Annotated in this window: 20 protein-coding genes; 9 read left to right on the top strand and 11 right to left on the bottom strand. The window is 43.7% G+C overall.

Translation table 11 applies throughout. From position 1 onward, the window contains the following. The first annotated feature begins 101 nt into the window (after positions 1-101). Complete coding sequence (locus FTV42_RS01850) at positions 102-665, top strand: hypothetical protein (RefSeq protein ID WP_180037215.1); 564 nt, start codon at positions 102-104, stop codon at positions 663-665. 73 nt (positions 666-738) lie between these two features. On the opposite strand, the gene FTV42_RS01845 is transcribed toward FTV42_RS01850, so the two are convergent. Further along, the gene (locus FTV42_RS01845; RefSeq protein WP_180037214.1) at positions 739-1,071 is read right to left on the bottom strand and encodes a HopJ type III effector protein; all 333 of its coding nucleotides are present in this window, start codon (positions 1,069-1,071) and stop codon (positions 739-741) included. Positions 1,072-1,246: 175 nt separating this feature from the next. Here FTV42_RS01845 and crcB point away from each other — a divergent pair, with 175 nt between their 5' ends. Continuing rightward, a complete protein-coding gene (gene crcB, locus FTV42_RS01840) occupies positions 1,247-1,627 on the top strand; it encodes a fluoride efflux transporter CrcB (RefSeq protein ID WP_180037213.1) in 381 nt (126 codons plus the stop codon). A gap of 89 nt (positions 1,628-1,716) precedes the next feature. Here crcB and FTV42_RS01835 read toward each other — a convergent pair whose 3' ends face one another. Both FTV42_RS01835 and FTV42_RS01830 read right to left on the bottom strand, forming a co-directional pair. Continuing rightward, on the bottom strand, positions 1,717-1,968 hold the full coding sequence (locus tag FTV42_RS01835; protein WP_004732342.1) for a type B 50S ribosomal protein L31: 252 nt from the start codon (positions 1,966-1,968) through the stop codon (positions 1,717-1,719). A gap of 96 nt (positions 1,969-2,064) precedes the next feature. Beyond that, positions 2,065-3,363, bottom strand: a complete 1,299-nt coding sequence (locus tag FTV42_RS01830; protein ID WP_180037212.1) for an AarF/ABC1/UbiB kinase family protein — start codon at positions 3,361-3,363, stop codon at positions 2,065-2,067. Positions 3,364-3,650: 287 nt separating this feature from the next. Here FTV42_RS01830 and FTV42_RS01825 point away from each other — a divergent pair, with 287 nt between their 5' ends. Continuing rightward, entirely contained in the window at positions 3,651-3,863 is a 213-nt protein-coding gene (locus tag FTV42_RS01825) for a DUF1737 domain-containing protein (protein WP_005108569.1), read from the top strand. Positions 3,864-4,065: 202 nt separating this feature from the next. On the opposite strand, the gene FTV42_RS01820 is transcribed toward FTV42_RS01825, so the two are convergent. Together FTV42_RS01820 and FTV42_RS01815 are read right to left on the bottom strand one after the other, a co-directional pair. Then, the gene (locus FTV42_RS01820) at positions 4,066-5,424 is read right to left on the bottom strand and encodes an MATE family efflux transporter (RefSeq protein ID WP_373683210.1); all 1,359 of its coding nucleotides are present in this window, start codon (positions 5,422-5,424) and stop codon (positions 4,066-4,068) included. A 39-nt stretch (positions 5,425-5,463) separates the two neighbouring features. Beyond that, positions 5,464-5,922 carry a DMT family transporter gene (locus tag FTV42_RS01815; protein WP_005108571.1) on the bottom strand — a complete coding sequence of 153 codons (459 nt, stop codon included), beginning with the start codon at positions 5,920-5,922 and terminating at the stop codon, positions 5,464-5,466. Between the two features lie 126 nt (positions 5,923-6,048). Between FTV42_RS01815 and hemW the strand changes: the two genes are divergently transcribed. Further along, entirely contained in the window at positions 6,049-7,203 is a 1,155-nt protein-coding gene (gene hemW / locus FTV42_RS01810; protein ID WP_180037211.1) for a radical SAM family heme chaperone HemW, read from the top strand. A gap of 172 nt (positions 7,204-7,375) precedes the next feature. Next, positions 7,376-8,320 carry an HNH endonuclease gene (locus FTV42_RS01805; protein ID WP_180037210.1) on the top strand — a complete coding sequence of 315 codons (945 nt, stop codon included), beginning with the start codon at positions 7,376-7,378 and terminating at the stop codon, positions 8,318-8,320. A gap of 79 nt (positions 8,321-8,399) precedes the next feature. Here the strand turns inward: FTV42_RS01805 and FTV42_RS01800 are convergent, their stop codons facing one another. The 5 genes from FTV42_RS01800 to hemF form a co-directional block, all read right to left on the bottom strand. Continuing rightward, positions 8,400-8,609: a cold-shock protein gene (locus FTV42_RS01800; RefSeq protein WP_004281542.1), complete on the bottom strand. Its 210-nt coding sequence runs from the start codon at positions 8,607-8,609 to the stop codon at positions 8,400-8,402. 347 nt (positions 8,610-8,956) lie between these two features. Then, the gene (locus FTV42_RS01795) at positions 8,957-10,780 is read right to left on the bottom strand and encodes an acyl-CoA dehydrogenase C-terminal domain-containing protein (RefSeq protein ID WP_005249863.1); all 1,824 of its coding nucleotides are present in this window, start codon (positions 10,778-10,780) and stop codon (positions 8,957-8,959) included. Between the two features lie 398 nt (positions 10,781-11,178). Further along, positions 11,179-11,967 (bottom strand): shikimate dehydrogenase, encoded by a 789-nt coding sequence (gene aroE / locus FTV42_RS01790; protein WP_180037209.1) that lies wholly within the window; start codon positions 11,965-11,967, stop codon positions 11,179-11,181. A 99-nt stretch (positions 11,968-12,066) separates the two neighbouring features. Then, complete coding sequence (locus tag FTV42_RS01785; protein ID WP_180037208.1) at positions 12,067-12,273, bottom strand: hypothetical protein; 207 nt, start codon at positions 12,271-12,273, stop codon at positions 12,067-12,069. Positions 12,274-12,407: 134 nt separating this feature from the next. After that, the gene (hemF, locus tag FTV42_RS01780) at positions 12,408-13,364 is read right to left on the bottom strand and encodes an oxygen-dependent coproporphyrinogen oxidase (protein WP_180037207.1); all 957 of its coding nucleotides are present in this window, start codon (positions 13,362-13,364) and stop codon (positions 12,408-12,410) included. 238 nt (positions 13,365-13,602) lie between these two features. Here hemF and hemN point away from each other — a divergent pair, with 238 nt between their 5' ends. Then, a complete protein-coding gene (gene hemN / locus FTV42_RS01775) occupies positions 13,603-14,976 on the top strand; it encodes an oxygen-independent coproporphyrinogen III oxidase (RefSeq protein ID WP_180037206.1) in 1,374 nt (457 codons plus the stop codon). Between the two features lie 139 nt (positions 14,977-15,115). Here hemN and ribA read toward each other — a convergent pair whose 3' ends face one another. Beyond that, complete coding sequence (gene ribA, locus FTV42_RS01770) at positions 15,116-15,718, bottom strand: GTP cyclohydrolase II (protein ID WP_004281536.1); 603 nt, start codon at positions 15,716-15,718, stop codon at positions 15,116-15,118. A 308-nt stretch (positions 15,719-16,026) separates the two neighbouring features. Between ribA and dxs the strand changes: the two genes are divergently transcribed. The 3 genes from dxs to FTV42_RS01755 all read left to right on the top strand — a co-directional run bounded on the left by dxs (position 16,027) and on the right by FTV42_RS01755 (position 21,225). Next, positions 16,027-17,937, top strand: coding sequence for a 1-deoxy-D-xylulose-5-phosphate synthase (dxs, locus tag FTV42_RS01765; protein WP_180037205.1), 1,911 nt, complete (start codon positions 16,027-16,029; stop codon positions 17,935-17,937). 114 nt (positions 17,938-18,051) lie between these two features. Continuing rightward, positions 18,052-18,882 carry an inositol monophosphatase family protein gene (locus FTV42_RS01760; protein WP_004281534.1) on the top strand — a complete coding sequence of 277 codons (831 nt, stop codon included), beginning with the start codon at positions 18,052-18,054 and terminating at the stop codon, positions 18,880-18,882. A gap of 552 nt (positions 18,883-19,434) precedes the next feature. Continuing rightward, the gene (locus FTV42_RS01755) at positions 19,435-21,225 is read left to right on the top strand and encodes a DEAD/DEAH box helicase (protein ID WP_180037204.1); all 1,791 of its coding nucleotides are present in this window, start codon (positions 19,435-19,437) and stop codon (positions 21,223-21,225) included. Positions 21,226-21,323 lie beyond the last annotated feature (98 nt).

Raw genomic sequence — 21,323 nt, 5'->3', positions numbered from 1 at the left:
TTGTTACCAAGTTCAACTGTTTATTCATTAAAAAATCCGTAAGATCAAGGAAGATATCCTTAAAACGTTTGATCAACTTGATTAGGATTAGATTAAAAATTATGTTCAAACACTTTAAACATTATGCTTTGCTGGCCAGCCTGTTGCTGCCTATTTCGGGCTATAGCTCGGTCGACCACAATATTGCCAAAGGTTTGCCTCCTGTCGTTAAAGGCCAGTCAATTTCGGTCTTACAGCCTTTTAAAGGTGATTTTCGTATTCTGGGTTCCAAGGTTTATAGTTCTGACCCGCAAGCCAAATTCTCTCCGATTGATTATGCCGTCAGTTGGGGGCTGTTTGCTGAGCCTGAAATTGCCCGACATATCACGGTCAATCAATATGATCGTTATCTGAACTGGAAAATGGATCAGGTGCCAGTGCCGGTAGAACAAGCCAAGCAGATGGTGTCCAATATGCATATCATTCCTGCCAATCCTGAAATTGCCAAGGCAATTAAAAAAGTGAAGCGTGGCGATCTGGTGCGTATGCAAGGGGAACTGGTTGAAGTGCGTGACAAAGATCTGGTCTGGAAATCGTCTTTAACTCCGACCGATACGGGTGATGGTGCCTGTGAAGTTTTCCGCGTCAGTTCCATTAAGTGGATTGAAAAAGTCTCTAAGAGCTAAAACAGACATTCTATACACTTCTGAGTTGTATAAAAAACCGCTCCTTTGAGCGGTTTTTTTATCTGCTTAGTACTTACTTCGCAGTTAAAGCCTGACCTTCAAAGGCAATTTCATTCCACCCATTAAGCATAAATTGACGGATATTCTGATGATCAGTTGCCTCTGGCGTCGCCAGTACAGCCGAATAATGTTCGGCAAACAGGCTTAACGTTTGTGCCTGATCCAGACCATTTAATTGTGCAAAAGAAAAGACTTTGGCGCTGCCCTGGTTTTCTGTGGCCGCATTATTCTGCTGGCCATTTTTAAATGCAGTCGGTGTATGCGTATAACGCGATTCGATATAAGTAATCACATCTGCAAATTTTGCTTCGCCTGCTGCCAACTGGGCCAATAAATCCTGTGCCATGCTGTTTTTCCTGTGCCATTCATGAAAATTGGATGCAATAAATATAGCAATTTTCTTGCGAAGTTCCATGGTATTTCATTGATTTTCGGTTCAAGATAACAGTGAAAATTATCCATGATGAATATGAAACTGTGGATAAAATAAACTTGATCAATAAATAGAACAGGAAAAAAATATGGGCTGGCTTTGGGTGGCAATGGGTGGGGCAATCGGTGCCAGTCTGCGTTATGCAGCCGGACTTTGGCTGTCCAAACCACAAATGCAATTTCCTTGGCCCACCTGGTGGCTCAATATTCTGGGCTGTTTATGTGCCGGGATTTTTTTTGCCTGTAGCCAAAAGTATCCAGTACTCCAACAAGAAGCTCGTCTGTTTTTAATGGTGGGAATTCTCGGTGGTTTTACCACATTTTCCAGTTTCGGTCTGGAAAGCTTTTTGTTATTCAAGCAAGGTGCTATGGGCCTAGCGCTGTTATATGCATTATCCAGCTTAATTGTCGGCATTATTGTTCTGGCGCTGGGCTTTTATTTAACTTCGATCGTATTGGCACAGAGTTAAAATAAGCGCATAAAAAAGTCAGGAAATTGGAGGTCATTTCCTGACATAAACCACGATTTAAATCTTAAGATAACCGAGGTTTTTCGGTTTTAGCCCCGTTTAAAGCGGCCAAAACGTTTGTTAAAGCTTGCCACACGTCCTTCATTGCTGGTCTGACGTTGCTCACCCGTATAGAAAGGATGTGATGCACTCGAAATATCTAGTGTTACATAAGGATATGTTTTACCTTGATATTCTTTAGTTTGGCTCGAGTTCATCGTGCTGCCAATCACGAAATAGGCATCGGCATTGGTATCATGGAATAACACTTCACGATACTCGGGATGGATATCTGAACGCATATCTAACTTCCTCATGATTCTTGATTAAATGTTATAATGTAACATTTGATATTTCAAGTAATCTAGGGTTACAGCGTGTAAGCCTATCGTCTCAACTTAGCTTCGACTCGGTACCAGTTCTTCAAATACATCACTTAAATCATCATGTACTTTGAGATGAATCAGGTTCCAGTATTGTCCTGAAATTGTGCGATTCACCATCAAGGTATCAGGAGAGGGCTTAAATACATCCCAATATTTCAACGAAGGTTTCAGCAACTCCATCCCATCATGATGCGCTGAGTTTTCGGCAAAATCATAGTCAGTGACCAGAGGACGCATGAGCACTTCCAGCCATTGTTCATACAATTCTTTTGGGAACTTTCCAGTTTCAGTCAAGGAATGTAGCGCATCTAACTGTTGCTCGATCACGGGAATATTCTTCTCGCGTGCCGCATGGATCAGTTCTCTGAAATGTCCAATCACTTCAGTCGATAAGGTTTTGACACCACCATAATCATAAACAATCACAGAGCCATCTTCACGGAAGGCGAAGTTACCCGGATGCGGGTCACAATGAAAGCGTTTCAGATAAAAAATTTCTTGGCCAATGGCGCGCAACAGACGACGTCCCAAAGCATTTCGGATCTCGAGTGACCAGGTGCTGGCGGTTTCGATACTTTCACCAAGCTCCTGGCTCAAAGTCAGAATATGACGTGAAGAGTACTCATGAAACACTTTCGGAATTATAATTTTACTATCCAGAGATTCATGGAAGGCACGGGCGATTTCCAGATTCTGGGCTTCAATTTCATAGTTCAACTCATTGTCCAGACTGTGCTGAATTTCTTTAAATAATTGATCTTGAAGTTTACGATCAATCTTTAATACGCCCATCATGCGCAGTGCCAGACGAACTTGCTTCAGGTCGCTTTCGCAGGCTTCATCCACACCAGGATATTGCACCTTGACTACAACTTGCTGACCATTCGGTAGAGTGGCTTTATGCACCTGACCAATCGAGGCCGCGGCAAATGGCTGTTCATCAAACTGCTGGAAAAGTTGCTGTAAAGGTTTACCCAATTCTTTTTCTACCTGTGCCTGAATTTCTTTAAACGGCATGGGTGGCGCCTGACGCTGTAATTTAGCAATGGCTTTAGCGACTTCGGGCGGGAAAACGTCTTTATATTGAGAGGCGATCTGGCCAACTTTCATGACTGCGCCTTTCATTTCCCCCAAGGTATCCGCAATCTGCACACCAATATCCTGAAATAATTTACTGCGCGCAGTGTTTTTCTGCTCGTCATCGGCAGTTAAATTTTTAATGGAATTGGAGAGGGTTTTACCTGCAATACTTGCGGTCATTCCGGCAAGTTTCATAAAGCGACGACCGGGTGTGCTAGCCGTTTTTGCCATGCGAGATTCCTTGAAACCAACTATGAATGGATGTATTTGATCATAGGTGACAAAGGTTCAATTGCCTAGATTTAATTGTAGAGGTTGTGTTGTGATTTCCTTCAGCTTCTCCATGTTTAATGCATCATCTTTGATTTGTTAAAAGATTTATCTTTATTGCTTGCGTTTAAACTATAAGAATATGCCGGAATCCATCATCGTTTTAGATAAGACCGAGTACTAATTCTGAATGTTGTTTTATAGCTAAAAGCTTAAAATAAACAGATTGCTGTAATGAAGAAAATTCAATGAAAGTCTATCGATATTTTACTGGGAAGGATGATGTGCATTTTTGTGCGCGGGTGACCCGTGCCTTAAATGAGGGTTATGAGCTATATGGTTCACCCACCATGGCTTTTAATGGTACGGATGTAATTGTGGGGCAGGTGGTGACCAAAGATGTGGCGGATGAATCGGAGATTCCACAAGGATTGAAGGAGGCTTTGGGAGCTAATTCTTAACTTCTACATCGAAATTAGAATGCTCAAGGCTATGCTCTCATCTTTTATTTTTATGCTGTCGCATCGGCAATTTTTACTTTTGTCATGGCAAAAGTAACAGAACAGTTTCGTTGATCTGATGCTACTTCCCTGTATCACAGCTCAACGGTGACATCCATGTCACCTACCCAATATTTAAGATTGCTTGAAAGTCGCTAAGTTTTTACACCTTTAAGCTTAAACGTCTGTTATTGCTATAGAGTCGTGCCAGCAATAAAACACAGGCAACACTTAAACCCACGATCAGGCCAACCCAAACACCGGCAGCGCCCATCTCGGTAAAGCGGGATAAATATACTCCAACCGGGAAGGCGATGATCCAGTAAGCCAGCATGGTAATCCACATCGGCCCCTTGGTATCCTGCATGCCGCGCAGACAACCTGCCGCACTGATCTGCCAGGCATCCATCAGCTGATAGGCAATGGCAAACAGAATCAGATACACCGCAATTTGGGTCACGATCATATCTGAGGTGTAGAGCGCCACGATTTCATTGCGGAAAACCCAAAGCAGAATCATGGTCAGGATCGCCAGAATAGTGGCAGTAATCAGGCCGAGATATTGCACTTTACGCATGGCTTGCCAGTTCTGTTCACCATAGTAAGTGCCGACCCGAATGGTCAGGGCAATCGCCAGTGACATGGGAATCATGAACAGTTGTGAAGTGACAGAAATAGCAATCTGATGGGCAGCGACAATGGTCTCACCCAAAGGACTCAGCACAATTGCCGCTGTACTGAAAATACTGACCTCAAAAAAAATTGCCAATCCGATTGGAAAGCCAAGCTGTAAGATGCGCTTCATCCATTCCGGGTTGATTTTTTCCCAATGGGTAAAAGGCTGGGTACGTTGATAGGCCTTATTTTTAAAGATATACAACGCGAGGGTGATGACCATTAGCCACTGTAAAATCGCCGTGGCAAACCCACAGCCTGCACTGCCTAGGGCCGGAACAGGGCCAATACCATACATAAAGATATAGTTCAGCGGAACTAGCAAGACCAGCGCCAATAAACTAATCACGGTCACCGGACGCGGATTTCCAATCGCTTCAGAATAGCCGCGTAAGGCCGCATACATGGTTACCGCTGGCATACCAAAACCAATCGCATGCAGAAATAAACCGGCTTTAGGTTGTAAGCTTTCCGGTACACCTAAAAGTGGCAAAGTGGCCGGCAAGAGTTGCAAAATCAAGCCGGCAATTACCCCAAGAATCAGGGCAACCCAAAATGATTGACGTGCAATGGTGGCAATTTTTTCAGGTGTACGTGCGCCATTGGCTTCGGCAACCAAAGGCGTCGTGGCAATCATAATGCCACTAAACAGCAGCATGACTGGAATCCAGAGTCCTACTCCGACGGCAATCGCGGCAAGATCGGTAGCAGATAGGTGACCGGCCATAATGGTATCAATCAGGCCCAGACCAGCCTGAGAAAATTGGGTCACCAGAATAGGCAGCATCAGATGAAAAAGTTTTTTTAATTCAAAACCAAAGGTTGTGACTGGTGAAACATTCGACACAAAAATTACTCATCGTGATCATGTGCTTAAATAGAAGGTTTAGCGTTGTAAAGTGAGAAGCACACCAATAAAAATTACCACGCCGCCTAAAAGACGTTGCCAATTAATCGGCATTTTTTCATTACCCAATAATCCCAGATGATCGACCAGCATCGACATCACCATCTGACCAAAAATAATGAGACCGCTAAGAACCAGAAAGCCAAGTTTGGGCGCTGCATAAATGCTCATGCTAATCGCGTATACACCCACGATGCCCCCGAGCCATAAATACCAGGGAACACTCATCAGTTCCTGTAAACCGGGTTTGGGATTGGACTGAAAAAGTACGATTACGGCGAGCACTATTGTACCAATCAAAAAGGAAAAAAATGCAGCTTGAATAGGAGAATATAAATATTCTTTTAGTTGTGTATTAATTGCGGTCTGGAGTGTCAATAAAACACCGATTGCAAAAACCAAAGGAAGTAAAATAATAAGTTGAGAAGATATTTTCATAATTTTAACTAACTAATTCTATTTAAATTTTTAGGCATATCACACGATCAAATTTAATTTTAGCAGTGTTGCCGCCGAGTCATGTTAAAATTCCGCTATATCTTGTAATCGTTTTTGAGTAGTTCTTTGGCTGAATTGAATCCTGCTGCTGTCCCTTTGTCCTTATATATTCATATGCCTTGGTGTGTGCGCAAATGTCCTTATTGTGACTTCAATTCGCATGCGGTTCCGGATGGTCAGCTATCACTGGAATTGGAACAGGAATATTTACGAGCACTGGTGGAAGACTTTAAAACTCAGGTCGATTTTGCCCAAGGCCGGCAGATTCACAGTGTCTTTATTGGTGGGGGGACGCCGTCACTGATTTCTGCCCCAGGCTATCAATGGTTATTTGATCAGCTCAAAGCCGTTATTCCCTTTGCCGAAGGCTGTGAGATTACGCTGGAAGCCAATCCCGGTACGGTCGAACATGATCCGTTTGCCGGTTATTTGCAGGCCGGCATTAATCGTTTGTCAATTGGGGTGCAGAGTTTTGATACCGGGCATCTCAAGCGTTTGGGACGGATTCACAGCAATGAAGATGCGATTTCTGCCATTGGGCTGGCACGTGAAGCTGGCTTTCAGCGCATTAACGTCGACTTGATGCATGGTTTACCGGAACAGACTTTAGAACAGGCTTTACATGATTTAAAACTGGCGGTAGAACAGGGTGCTACGCATATTTCCTGGTATCAGTTGACGATTGAACCCAATACGGTATTTTTCCGGACTCAACCGATTTTGCCTGTCGATGAAGTATTGGAAGATATTCAGGAGCAGGGTGAGCTTTATTTAAAAGCCCAGGGTTTTGTCAACTATGAAGTTTCGGCTTGGCGTAAAGAACTGCCTTCAGCGCATAATCTGAATTACTGGCAGTTTGGTGATTATCTGGCAATTGGCGCCGGAGCACATGGCAAAGTCACTCAGCCGGATGGCGTGTATCGGTTCCAGAAAACCCGTTTACCTAAAGACTACTTAGCCAAAGTACCTGCTGAACATCTGCAGTTTAAGCGAATTGAAGATGCTGACATGCCCTTTGAGTTTATGATGAATGCGTTACGTTTAAATCAGGGTGTGGAAGCCAAACTCTATGCCGAACGTACCGGTTTGAGTCTAGATACTTTACAGGAGTTACTGAGCTCTTTACGTGACAGAAAATTAATGGTTGATGATCAAGACCGGCTTTCATGTACCGAACAGGGACATATCTTTTTAAATTCGGTATTAGAAGAATTTCTTTAATTATTTAATTTCTCCATTGTTCTAAAAGAAACCCTAATAGGAGTTTATTGGGGTTTTTTATTGCCTTAAATAAAATGCCTAAAGTCTGATTGACGCTTTCTTAAAGAGAAGTTTTCTGAGAATATTCAAAGATTAAATTAAATGAATATTATAATTTCTAGAGGGTGGGCAGGTGGATACATTATGGGATTTTCAACAGCTGGATTTAACTAATACCCGATTCTTTATTTTTGATAGTAAAAGTGATCATCTGGTTTATGAAGATCGGGACTTTAAAGAATATCATTGGGATCAGTCTAAATATAATCGAGTCAGGGAAGGGGATTTCTTTTTATATCGACGACCGCAAAAAGCCTCTGAAATTAAAAATCAATTCTATTTTTATGGTGCAGGCCGTATAGCCAAGATTATTGCACCTACTGCCATTCCTCAAAATCATCAAAAACGCCGAACCAAACCGGTCTTTGCGAAAGTGATCGATGGTATACGTTTTATAGATCCTATTCTGCAGTCCGATTTGGAAGATTTTCAATGGACTTTTAAACCACGCGGAAATACTTGGGAACATTTTTTTCAACAATATGGCATGAATGAGATCACGGCAGATGATTTTTGGCGATTACTTAAATTAGCAGGAATAGGCGAAAAACAGGATGCTTTGTTAGATACGCATTTACGTCAAGAAATCCTCGATTATAGTGTTGAAGATCAATATGCCAATGTAAAAGTTCGCGGTTCGCCACACCAGGAATTTGCTTTACAAGTTAAACTTAATTATCAATATCAATGTGCGATCTCTGGTATTAAGACCAAAGCCTTTTTAGTGGCTTCTCATATCGTACCTTGGTCTGAAAATCAGGTACATAGAAGAAATCCGCGTAATGGAATTTGTTTATCTTCTTTATTGGATCAAGCTTTCGATCAGGGATTTATCACGCTAGATAAAGGGCTTAAAGTGTGTCTTGCGAATCAAGCCAAGCAAGATGCGAGTTTATACGCCTATTTAAAACTTTATCACGGTAAACGAATCGACGTACCAAAACGTTTTGCCCCTGATCCGGTATTTTTAGCCTGGCATAGAGCACACCGGTTTTTAGAACAACCCAATGATCTTTAAAAGCTAGAGCGGTATGAGAAAAATGATAGGCACAAAAAAAGCACTCTAAGAGTGCTTTTTTCAATATCTTGCGTCTAAATTATAGAGCAACGATATTTACAGCTGTAGGGCCTTTTTGACCTTGAGCTACGCTGAAAGAAACCTTTTGGCCTTCAACTAAAGTTTTGAAACCTGAACCAGTGATTTCGCTGAAGTGAGCAAAGACGTCTGGACCTGATTCTTGTTGAATAAAACCAAAACCTTTAGTTTCGTTGAACCATTTTACTGTACCGTTAACTGTATTAGACATAATATAACCTATTGAATCGTATGAATTTATAGCCAAAATTTCAGATGACTAACTGTAACTTTGAAAAATAAAAAGGATGGAGCTTTTTGATCTGTAATACGAAGGTTTATGACTAAAACTGCGATACTTAAAAGAAGACTAACCAAAACAAGAATTTTTCTAGTTGGGATTATCATACCGCTTATTTTGAGATATACAAGCGTTTTATTTGGCTAATTTATTAGGATGTTGAAAAATATAAAATTAAATTTGTATATTTTCTATCCAGAAAGGTTTTTTAAGTTAAACAAGGGCGTCTGCGTCAATAAAAAGAGCGCCGAAGCGCTCTTTTTAACTCAATTTACAACTTAATAGTCAAAGCTAAAGTGTTCTGGAGCGAGTGCCGTCATGGTTTTAGAGGGATTCACCATCGCTTCAGCATGACCTTGAGTACGTGGCAGAATACGTTCAAAGTAGAAATCAGCAGTTTTGATTTTCGCTTTATAGAATTCTGGAACTTCCGTACCGTCATTAGAAGCTAGTTTGGCTGAAGCGACTGCAGCTTGCTGTGCCCAGAAGTAGGCCATCATCACATAACCGGAGAACATTAGGAAATCGACTGATGCAGAAGAAACGATGTCGCGGTCCTTACGTGCAGCCAGCATGATACGCACAGTTAGTGCATTCCACTGTGCACAGAGCTTGGTTAAATCCCAGGCAAAGCGGCGCATATATTTATTACGTGCATGCTGACCGCAGAATTTCAGGATTTCAGCAGTGTAATCACGAATAACTTTACCTTTTGATGTCAACAGCACTTTACGGCCAATCAGATCCAGTGCCTGAACACCTGTTGTGCCTTCATACAGGGTAGAGATACGTGAGTCACGTACGATCTGTTCCATGCCCCATTCTTTGATATAGCCATGTCCACCGAAGACTTGCATACCGTGATTTGATGCCTCATAACCCATTTCGGTCAGGAAGCCTTTCAGGATTGGAGTATAGAACCCAAGATGGTCATCATGCTGTTCAAATGCTGCAGTATCGCCACGCAGCAAAGCATCATTCATGTTGTCGGCAATTTTTGCTGCATGATAAATCATGGCACGGCCACCTTCAGCAATGGCTTTTTGCGTCAACAGCATACGGCGTACATCGGCATGATGAATGATCGCATCCGCCACTTTTTCTGGATCTTTTTTGCCAGACAAGGCACGCATTGACATACGTTCTTTAGCATAAGGTAAAGCACCCTGGAACGACAGTTCAGCATGACAAATACCCTGAATCGCAGTACCAATACGCGCCGTGTTCATAAAGGTGAACATAGCGTGCAAGCCTTTATTCGGTTCGCCAATCAGGTAGCCAGTCGCATTGTCAAAATTCAGTACAGCCGTTGCTGAAGCGCGAATCCCCATTTTGTGTTCAATCGAACCGCAGTTCACTGGATTACGCTCACCGATACCGCCATCCGCCGCAGCAATAAATTTAGGTACGATAAACAGAGAAATCCCTTTGGTACCTTGTGGTGCATCGGGCAGACGTGCCAGTACGATATGTACGATATTTTCAGTCAGGTCATGCTCACCTGCAGAAATAAAGATTTTAGTTCCTGAAATCGCATAGCTGCCATCTTCTTTCGGCTCTGCTTTGGTCTTAACTTGACCCAAGTCAGTACCACATTGCGGCTCAGTCAGACACATGGTGCCCGCCCAAGTTCCTGCAACTAAGTGAGGCAGATACGTGTTTTTCTGCTCATCGGTACCATATTGCATGATAGTGTTGATACAACCCACACTTAAACCCGGATACATCTGGAATGACCAGTTTGCAGTCCCCATCATTTCCGATTTGATCAGGTTTAAAGACATTGGCAGGTTTTGGCCACCAAATTCTTCAGGATAAGACAGACCTTGCCAGCCACCTTGTACGAACTGGTCGTAAGCTTCTTTAAAGCCTTTCGGTGTTTTTACTTCGCCATTTTCAAAATGACAGCCTTCTTCATCACCGCTTTGATTCAACGGCGACAGTACATTTTCACAGAAATCTGCAGCGCCTTCTAAGATCATATCTACCGTGTCGGCATCGGCATATTCACCATTCGACAAATTCTGGTAGTGCGCAGGGTAGTCAAGCACTTCATTCATAAGGAAGCGAATGTCGTGTAAAGGGGCTTTATATGCTGGCATGCGTTTAATCCTGATTGAAATTAGTTTTGGATTATCTGTATCGATTCTTTGATTATTCACATTCGGGATAAAAAAACATTGATGAATTCAGTGAATAAAAATGTCAGAAAAGCTAATCGATTTTTAAGGCTAATGAATGAAATCATCGAATTTCATCATTAGGTGTTTACATTACAGGAAGATTAAAAACTTGTTATATCAATGGAATTTAATGAGTTAAAAGGTGATTTGTCCAGTATATTTTTGTATGAATTGTGCTCGGATTCAGGTGGCAAAATAACTCATTTTAAAATGTCATTAAAACCAATCCATGGTTTTTCAGCTTATAAAAAGTAGTAGGAGGGAAGTAAAGGGTTGCAGTTGCAACCCGAACTGAACTCATTAGAGAGATAGGGGTTTTAAAGAAACTCTTTTAAATCCGGTTTGATACCATTCCAGATGTAAAAAGATTCAATTGCTTGACCGACCAGCATGCCAAAACCTTCAGATGTCGGTACACCGCGTGCCTTGGCTTGATCCAGAAAGGAAGAAGGTTTGCCATAGGCCATTTCATAGGCCCGTTTAAACTGTAGCGTTTCCGGTAAAACCAAGGCATCACCGCTGAGACTGGCAGAAGTGGCATTAATCATCAAATCAAATTCACCGGCTAAAGTGTCTAGTGAAATCGCCTGTAATTCGACTTGCGGTACGGCATTCTGAAGATCAGCGACCAGTTGTTCCGCCCGTGCCAAGGTACGATTGGCGATCACGATTTTTTTCGCACCTGCCTGGGCTAGGGGATAGATTACACCACGCGTGGCACCGCCTGCACCAATAATTAAAATATCTGTATTTTCCAGTGGCCAATCTAGTGCTCGAATTGCTTCAACCAGTCCCTGACCATCGGTATTGTCGCCATGCAGCACACCATTTTCCATCCATAGCGTATTCACGGCTTTGGCAATTTTGGCCCGTTCACTCAGCACCTGACAGTGGGCAAAAGCCTGTTCTTTAAAGGGTACGGTGACATTCATGCCACTACCGCCATTGCTAAAGAATTCCTGAATGTTGGCTACGAAGCCATCCAGTGGCGCCAGACGCTTGGTGTAACTCAGGTCGACACCAGTTTTAGCAGAAAAGGCGTGATGCAATTCTGGAGAACGTGATTGTTCAATCGGGTTACCAATCACGGAAAATTGTTTGCTCATTTCACAATGTCCATGTGCGGAAATGGCCATCAATATACGTGAAAAAGCGCAGAGACTAAAGCCTGCGCGATTTTAAATTGCTGTTAAGTGATCCGGGTTTTAGGAACTGCAAATATCCATAATATGTTCCGCAAACATCAGCGCCATACTGAGAACAACCCCAAACCCAGTCAGGATACTCACCAGAATAGCGGCGCCATCCAGAATCAGGTTGTGACTCAAAATTGCGGTACTCATCGCGCTGATGGCGAGAGCCAGAAAAAGCCAAAAGGTCAACACAGGTAGATTTAATTGAAGATTATGCATTGTTATTCTCACTAGACATCAAATGGAATATGATCGATGTAGCGATAGGGTGCCGCGATCAAATCAGGTATTTCTATGCAGCAGTATAGAGGATATATCTATTAAAACAGCCCTCTATTTGAGGGCCGTTTGTATCATTTCATTGCGTTGGATTTTAATTCTGTTAACCAGTTATGTGGTTTCAGGTAGTAATCTGTTAAACGTTTTTCCGGTGAGCCCTCATCCCATTCAGGGCGATATGACCATCCGGTAAGCGGGGGCAGGCTGACCAGAATCGATTCAATCCGGCCACCAGTCTGCAAGCCAAACAGGGTGCCGCGGTCATAAACCAGATTGTATTCCACATAACGGCCGCGACGGTATAACTGAAACTCGCGTTGTGCTTCGGTATAAGGCTTATCCTGATTGCGCTGGAAAATCGGCAGAATGGCTTCTAGATATCCATTGCCTACAGCCTGCATATACTGGAAACAGGTTTCAAAATCCCATTGATTCAGGTCGTCAAAAAACAAGCCGCCAACGCCACGCTGTTCATCACGATGTTTCAGATAAAAATAATCATCACACCATTGTTTATGTTCAGGATAAACATCTTCGCCGAATGGCGCACATAGATCATGCGCCGTTTGATGCCAAGACAGTACATCTTCATCATTCGGATAAAACGGGGTCAGGTCAAAACCGCCACCAAACCACCAAATCGGATCTTGGCCTTCTTTTTCAGCCACAAATAAACGCACGTTGGCATGCGAAGTCGGTATATTCGGGTTTTTTGGATGGATGACCAGTGATACCCCCATCGCTTGCGCTTTGGCACCGGCAATATTGGGATGGCGTTCGGTCGCAGAAGCAGGTAGCTTGGAAATGTTGATGTGGGAGAACATTACCCCACCTTTTTCAATCACCGTACCATTTTGCAAAACACGTGAACGGCCACCACCACCTTCTGGACGCTCCCAGTCATCGATGATAAATTCGGCCGTACCGCCGCCAGCACGTTCCTGCTGTTCTAATGCTGCACAAATCCGTGCCTGCAAGTCGAGGAGAAATTCACGAACGTGTTGAATATCCGTAGATGTAGGATGCTGCATCAGAGCCCTCGTAGGGAAATAAAAAACTAACGACATCAAAGCATAAAATCAGTCAAAGATTAAGGTCTAATTTGGTGATGCAATTCATCAGCCCAGACATTACATTCCACTATTCATAAGCAGAATGCATCATTAAATCCGACTAAATGGCTAGGTTGAATTCTTTTTTCAAGCTCAGCACAATAACTCACAAGCGCTCATTGGCTTGAGCATTTCTCGACGGTAATAGGTGGGTCTCATGTCGGTACAGGTCAATTCCCTGATTCAAAAATACAATGTTCCCGGGCCACGCTATACCAGTTATCCCACTGTTCCATATTGGGAAGAGCAGAATTTCTCGCTGGAACAATGGACGCAAACGCTAAAAAAGTCTTTTGATGAATCCAATCAAAGCGAAGGCATTAGCTTGTATATCCACCTGCCATTTTGCGAAAGCCTGTGTACCTTCTGCGGGTGTCATAAGCGCGTGACCAAACGCCATGAAGTCGAACAACCTTATATTCAGGCACTGCTGAAAGAATGGGATCTATATTGCGAGTTATTACAAGAAAAGCCCATCATTAAAGAGATTCATTTTGGTGGAGGAACGCCGACCTTTTTTTCAATGGCACATCTGGCTCAACTAATTCAAGGCATTCTGGCCAAAGCAGACGTAGCGCCTGAGTATGAATTCAGTTTCGAAGGTCATCCCAATAATACTACGCGTGAACATTTGCAGGGATTGTATGACCTGGGTTTTCGTCGGGTCAGTTATGGTGTGCAGGATTATAACGAAACCGTGCAAAAGGCGATTCACCGGATTCAGCCTTATGAAAATGTTAAACAGGTGACCGAATGGGCGCGAGAAATTGGCTATGAATCGATTTCCCATGATCTGGTCTTTGGTCTGCCATTTCAGAGTCTGGATGATGTTTTAAATACTATTGAGCAAACCAATTCGCTCTTGCCGGACCGTCTGGCTTTATATAGCTATGCACATGTGCCCTGGATTAAAGGTAATGGTCAGCGCGGTTTTAAAGATGCCGATGTGCCCAAAGATGCGATCAAACGGGAATGCTATGAAGCGGGTAAAAAGAAACTTCTGGCACATGGCTATCATGAAATCGGTATGGATCATTTTGCCTTAGAGAAAGATGCGATGTACCAGTCCTTTCAAGCGGGAACATTGCACCGCAACTTTATGGGATACACAGCCTCTAAAACCCAGGTGATGATTGGGCTAGGCATTTCTTCAATCAGTGATAGCTGGTACAGCTTTGCGCAGAATGTGAAAACCATTGAAGAATATTATGAATGCCTGACGCGCAATGAAATTCCGGTATTTAAAGGACATGTCTTAAATCAGGAAGATCTGATCATCCGGCAACATATTCTAAATTTGATGTGCAGCTTTAGCACCTCATGGGAAAATTCCGAGATGCTTTTCCCTGAAATTGATGAGGTTTTGGAACAGCTTGAGGAAATGGCACAGGATGGTTTGATTCAATTTTCAGACTCGTCAGTCACGATTCTGGAGAAAGGGAAACCATTTGTACGCAATATTTGTATGGCTTTTGATTTACGTTTAAAGCGACGCATACCGGAGAACCGGATTTTCTCGATGACGATTTAATCTTCCCCTAACCCCATTTTTAAGAAAGATAGGGAAAACCTCCCCGAGCAAGACTTAAGCATTGCTTTAAGTCGAAGCGCAAGAAAGGGAGGTTTGGAGTGGTTAAGTTAAAATAAGGTAGGACAGGGTTTTAAAAATATTAAAAATCATCCTTTTTATAAAGATGTGCCATGCGTTCGTGCTTGGTCTTGAGATATTGTTCATTAAAAGGGTTTAAACCCACAGTCAAAGGCACACGATCGATCACGTTAATTCCCTGGGCTTTTAAAGCCTCAATTTTAGAAGGGTTATTGGTCACCAGGCGTACTGCTTTCACCTGTAAATGATCCAGCATGATGCTGCACATATCATACTGGCGTGCATCTGCGGGCAGGTTCAGCATTAAATTGGCATCAACTGTATCGTGGCCCTGATCTTGCAGGGCATAAGCGCGAATTTTATTGGTCAGGCCAATGCCACGACCTTCCTGACGTAAATACAGAATGACCCCGCGGCCTAATTCATTGATCAGTTTTAAAGTCGCTTGCAATTGCGGGCCGCAATCGCATTTGAGTGAAGCAAAGGCATCACCGGTTAAACATTCAGAATGCACACGCACCACCACTGGCTCATCTGATATTTCTTCAAGTCCTTTGGAAAGTGCGACATGTTCTTCGCCAGTCTCAGGGTCTTGAAATACAGTAATTTTAAATTCACCGTGAGCGGTAGGTAATCTTGACGTTGCGACAAATTCGATTGGCACAGCTGAACCCGTTAAATCCTGAAATTGGCTAAAGTATAGCGTAATGCTTGAACATTGGTAGAATTGCAAAGTCGAAATTCTGCAATAGATTTTCTTTTTTGTAGAAAGCGAACGATAATAGTTGATAAATAGTAAGATTATTCAGGATAATCGTAGGCTGCAATTTTTCACCCCGACGAGATCATTGTTTAATATTGCATCGCTAGAAGCGTAGCTGAATTGAAGCTGCTACAATTCAGCTATATGATCGGGTACTCCCCATTGACCTAGCTTTAGATTTGCCAGGCTTTAGAAGGCTTTGCCATAATATGCTGTATACAGAAATCCCAACTCAACGCCCTGTAACACCGTTGCTTGATGCGATCAATCATCCTGAGCAACTGCGTGCACTCGAGCAAAGCCAGCTAGAACAAGTGGCGGATGAGTTACGTCAATTCATTTTGTATGCTGCCGGGCAAAGTGGCGGACATTTTGGTGCCAATCTCGGTGTGATTGAACTCACCGTGGCTTTACATTATTGCTTTAATACACCGCATGACCGCCTGATCTGGGATGTAGGTCATCAGGCCTATCCGCATAAAGTGTTGACTGGTCGTCGTGAACAGCTCACCACGATTCGTGCCAAAGATGGTCTGGCTGCGTTTCCGGCTCGTGAAGAATCTGAATTTGATACCTTTGGGGTAGGGCATTCTTCGACGGCGATTTCTGCTGGCCTAGGTATGGCGCTGGCACGTCGTTATCAGAACAAGCCGTGTGAAGTGGTATCGATTATTGGCGATGGCGCCATGACGGCAGGTATGGCTTTTGAAGCTTTGAATGATGCCGTGGCACACAGTGCTGATCTGATGGTGGTGCTGAACGACAATGATATGTCGATTTCTTGCAGTACCGGTGGTTTTGCCAAACATCTGGCTGCCATTTGGGAGCGCGGTGAGTTCGTTAATGTTACCGAGCAGGGTGAGGCATATGTACAGCCACATCCAGAATGGTTGTATAACTCGCGTTTGCACAGTGCAGCGACCGATGCTGCAGATAACTTATTCCAAGCCATCGGCTTTGACTATTTTGGCCCGTACGATGGTCATGATGTCAAACAGCTGGTGCATGTCTTTAATGCGCTGAGAAAGCGTAAAGGCCCACGCCTGATTCATATCTATACCAAAAAAGGCAAGGGCTTTGCTCCGGCAGAATCCGATCAAATCAAATATCACGCGATTAGCAAAATCAATGCTGTTGCCGCCAGCAATACTGCACCGAAATATTCGGATGTATTTGGGCAATGGCTTTGCGATGAAGCGGCACAAGATGCCCGTTTGCTCGCAATCACACCCGCCATGTGCGAAGGCTCAGGCATGGTGAAATTTGCCAAAGAATATCCGGAGCGTTTTTTTGATGTAGCAATTGCTGAACAGCATGCAGTTACCTTGGCTGCCGGTATGGCTTGTGAAGGCTTGAAGCCAGTGGTTGCAATTTATTCGACTTTCCTGCAACGTGGTTATGATCAACTGGTACATGACGTGGCTTTGCAGAATCTGGATGTTACTTTCGGTATTGATCGTGCCGGTCTGGTCGGTGAAGATGGCCCGACCCATGCCGGTGCTTATGACTATGCCTATATGCGTACTATCCCGAATATCGTGATCATGGCGCCGAAAGACGAAAATGAATGCCGTCAAATGCTGCATACTGCGTATTTATATCCAGGACCGGCAGCGGTACGTTATCCACGTGGCAATGGACTGGGCGTTGAGATTCAGCAAAAGATGGTTGAGATTCCAATCGGTCAGGCAGAAATCGTGGCCAGCTTTAATGGGCAGTATGATGAATATATTTCTGTGCTGGCCTTTGGTAGCCGGGTACAGGCTGCAGTCGACGCTGCTGAAGCATTTGCCGTGAAACATGAGATTGGCGTGCGTGTGGTTAACATGCGTTTTGTCAAACCACTGGATACTCAAATGCTCGATGATCTCGCTTTAAGCACCAGTCTGTTTGTCACGGTGGAAGAACATGCAGTGATGGGCGGTGCAGGTAGTGCCGTGAATGAATATCTGGCAGAAGCACAGATTGTCAAACCGATGTTGAATCTGGGTCTGGATGATACGTTTATGGCGCAAGCGACCCATGCACAGATGTTGCAGCAAGCGGGTCTGGATGCGCAAGGCATTGAAAAATCGATCAATCAGGCTTGGTCCAGCCTGGGGCAAAGCGTCTTGTCATAATATCTTAAAAATTTTAGACACATTTTTCCCAAAAAAGCCCTGATATTTGCTAAGATATCGGGGCTTTTATGCATTATTCTTTATCAGTGTCTTCAAATTTGTAGTGGGTGTTCAATGGAACCTATGGTGGTGATGGCTGCGCGTGCGGCTCAGTTAGTTGGTCAAGAGCTTTTAAAAGCGCATCAGAATCGTCATAAACTCGATCTACAAGTCGAAGAAAAAGGAATTGATGGTCCGGTAACGCGTGTAGATCGTTATTTGGAACAGTTGACCATCGATACCCTACGTAAAAGCTATAAAAATCACAGTTTCCTTGGTGAAGAGTTTGGCTATCAGGAAGGTAAAGGTCATGACGCCGATTGGTGTTGGGTGATCGATCCGCTAGATGGTACTTTAAACTTCATTAACGGTTTCCCGCATTTCTGTATCTCTATCGCAGTTCAGCACAAAGGCATTACTCAACACGGGGTGATTTATGACCCGGTGAAAGATGAGCTATTCTCTGCGAGTCGTGGTCGTGGTGCCATGATGAACCAGCGCCGTATTCGTGTGAATGTTAAAGACAGCCTGGAAAATACCTTTATGGCTGTTGGTCACGCTTATCGTGCCAAGCGTAATGGCGAAGTTGTGTCTTATGCCAAGAATCATTTTCAAACCCTGTTAAACGTAACTGAAGCTGGCGCGCAATATCGTCGTTCAGGTTCTGCAGCATTGGATTTAGCCTATGTTGCTGCAGGTCGTTTCGATGGTTATTTCGAACTTGGTTTAAAGCCTTGGGATATCGCAGCTGGCGAATTGATCGTGAAAGAAGCAGGCGGTACTGTAGTTGATGCACGTGGTGGTAGCGACTCTATGGAAAATGGTCAAGTTTTGGCTTGCTCAATGAAAATGCTTAAGCCTTTAATGCAAGCAGTTGTTCCTGCTTGGGGCGAAGCAGCAAAATAATCGGGTTTAGATGAATTAGATCTAATATTGAGAAAAGGCGTCCTTCGGGATGCCTTTTTTATGCACAGAAGTTTAAGTCGCGAGAGCATGGTAAAGGGTTGTTGATCTTTGCTTGAATACTGGAAATATCAGATGAATTGGCGAAAAATGACTTTTTATACCGCCTGTTACATTTTTTGTTATATTTTAAGTATTAGAAATATATAGATAAATTATGAATAAGGAAAATTAGTTTTAAAACTTAATGACATTGTGGAATATTCTGCTATAATTCCGCCACGCACTTAATTTCTGTTCTTTACCTGAACACTATCTTCTAATCATTGTATGCGCGTGCTGTCCATAGAGAGGACATATCCTTCGCGCCCCAATCGCTTAAGCGATTCCTTCAGGTTTGCGGCCGTAATCATGCGTGCGTTATATCCACATCGTCGTTACTCGGATCGCTGCTGAATCCTAATATTTTCAGCATTATTTGTTGTGCCGCTTTTTGCCGATGTCCATAATTGTTATTTATTAAATGGAGCACCCACTTCAGGGTGAATACTCTCTATGAGCAAAACTTTTGCTGATTTTTCCCTCGACGACTCTCTAACCCAGGCTCTCGACGCTTTAGGCTTTACTACTCCTACTCCTGTACAAGAACAAGCGATTCCAGCTGCGCTTGAAGGCAAAGACCTTCTTGTGTCAAGCCAAACAGGTTCTGGTAAAACTGCTGCATTCTTACTGCCTACGTTAAATGCGTTGGCAAACCAAGATACATTAGTGCCGTTTAAAGACCGTATGAAAGCGGTTACTCAACCGAATATTTTGGTGATTTCACCGACTCGTGAATTGGCACAACAGGTATGTCAAGACGCAATCGCATTTGTACGTCACATGAAAGGTGTTCGTATTGCGGCAATCATGGGCGGTATGCCTTTTGGTAAGCAAATTCAACAGTTAAAAGGCGCGCAAGTTGTTGTTGCAACTCCAGGTCGTCTACTTGACTTGGTGAATCGTCGTCAAATCAAATTGGATAAAGTTGACGCGTTAATCGTCGATGAAGCTGACCGTATGCTTGACCTGGGTTTCTCTGAAGACTTAGAAGCAATTGGTGAATTGGCTGCAAACCGCAAACAGACTCTTATGTTCTCTGCGACTTTTGCACCACGTATCATTACACTTGCAGAACGCATGATGAATGATCCAATGCGTATTTCGATCGAAACTGGTCACTCTACAAATACTGATATTACTCAGACTTTGCATTGGACTGACGGTTTCGAGCACAAGAAAAAACTTCTTACTCATTGGTTGAACGAAGAAGACGTTGATCAAGCAGTTGTATTTGCGTCAACTCAAGAAGATACAGATATGTTGGCTGAAGAACTTGCTGAAGCAGGTCTATCAGTTGTAGCGCTTCACGGTGCTATGCCACAAACTGTTCGTAACCGTCGTTTACGTAGCATTCGTGAAGGTCGTGCGAAGATTCTGGTTGCAACTGACGTTGCAGCGCGTGGTCTTGACGTACCAACAATTTCACACGTAATCAACTTCGGTCTTCCAATGAAGAACGAAGACTATGTACACCGTATCGGTCGTACAGGTCGTGCGGGTCGTACTGGTAAAGCAATTACTTTGGCGACTTACCGTGAACGCGGTAAAATCCGTGCTTTGGAAGACTTCCTTGATGCGCGTCTAAACGTATCTGAAATTGAAGGTCTTGAGCCATCTCCACCTCCTGCACGTGGTAGCCGTGATGGCGTTGGTCGCGGTCGTGGCCGTGATGGCGGTCGTCGTGATGGCGGTCGTGGTGGTTTCGGTGGCGGTCGTCGTTTTGAAGGCGAAAGCAACTTCAAACGTCGTGAAGGCGGCGATGATCGTCCACGTCGTAGCTTCGATGACAAACCTCGTGGCGAACGTCCAGCATTTGGCGAAGATCGTCCACGTCGTGACTTTGGTGATCGTCCTGCTCCACGTCGTGAAGGCGGTTTCGGTGATCGTCCACAACGTTCGTTTGATGACCGTCCAAAGCGTGACTTCGGTGATCGTCCAGCTCCACGTCGTGAAGGTGGTTTTGGTGACCGTCCTCGCTCTAATGATGACAACCGTGGTAACCGTGTAGATTATAAACCAGCTCGTGAAGGCGGTTATGGTGATCGTCCAAAACGTGATTTTGGTGATCGTCCTGCTCCACGTCGTGAAGGTGGTTTCGGTGATCGTCCAGCACGTTCATTCGGTGATGACCGTCCAAAGCGTGATTTCGGTGATCGTCCAGTACGTCGCAACTTTGATGACAAGCCACGTGGTGAACGTTCGTTCGGTGGTGAAGATCGTCCACGTCGTAAATTTAACGACTAATTCAGTCGCTAGATGAAGATAAAAAAAACCGGTAGAAATACCGGTTTTTTTATGCATTGAGTTTTTTGCTTTTTAACGTAAAATGTCTACTAAATCAT

Origin of the sequence: Acinetobacter sp. YH16052, assembly GCF_013417155.1 — a bacterium.
Lineage (GTDB): Bacteria > Pseudomonadota > Gammaproteobacteria > Pseudomonadales > Moraxellaceae > Acinetobacter.
The sequence above is the reverse complement of the archived record's forward strand: the minus strand, read 5'-3'. Positions and strand labels throughout refer to the sequence as shown.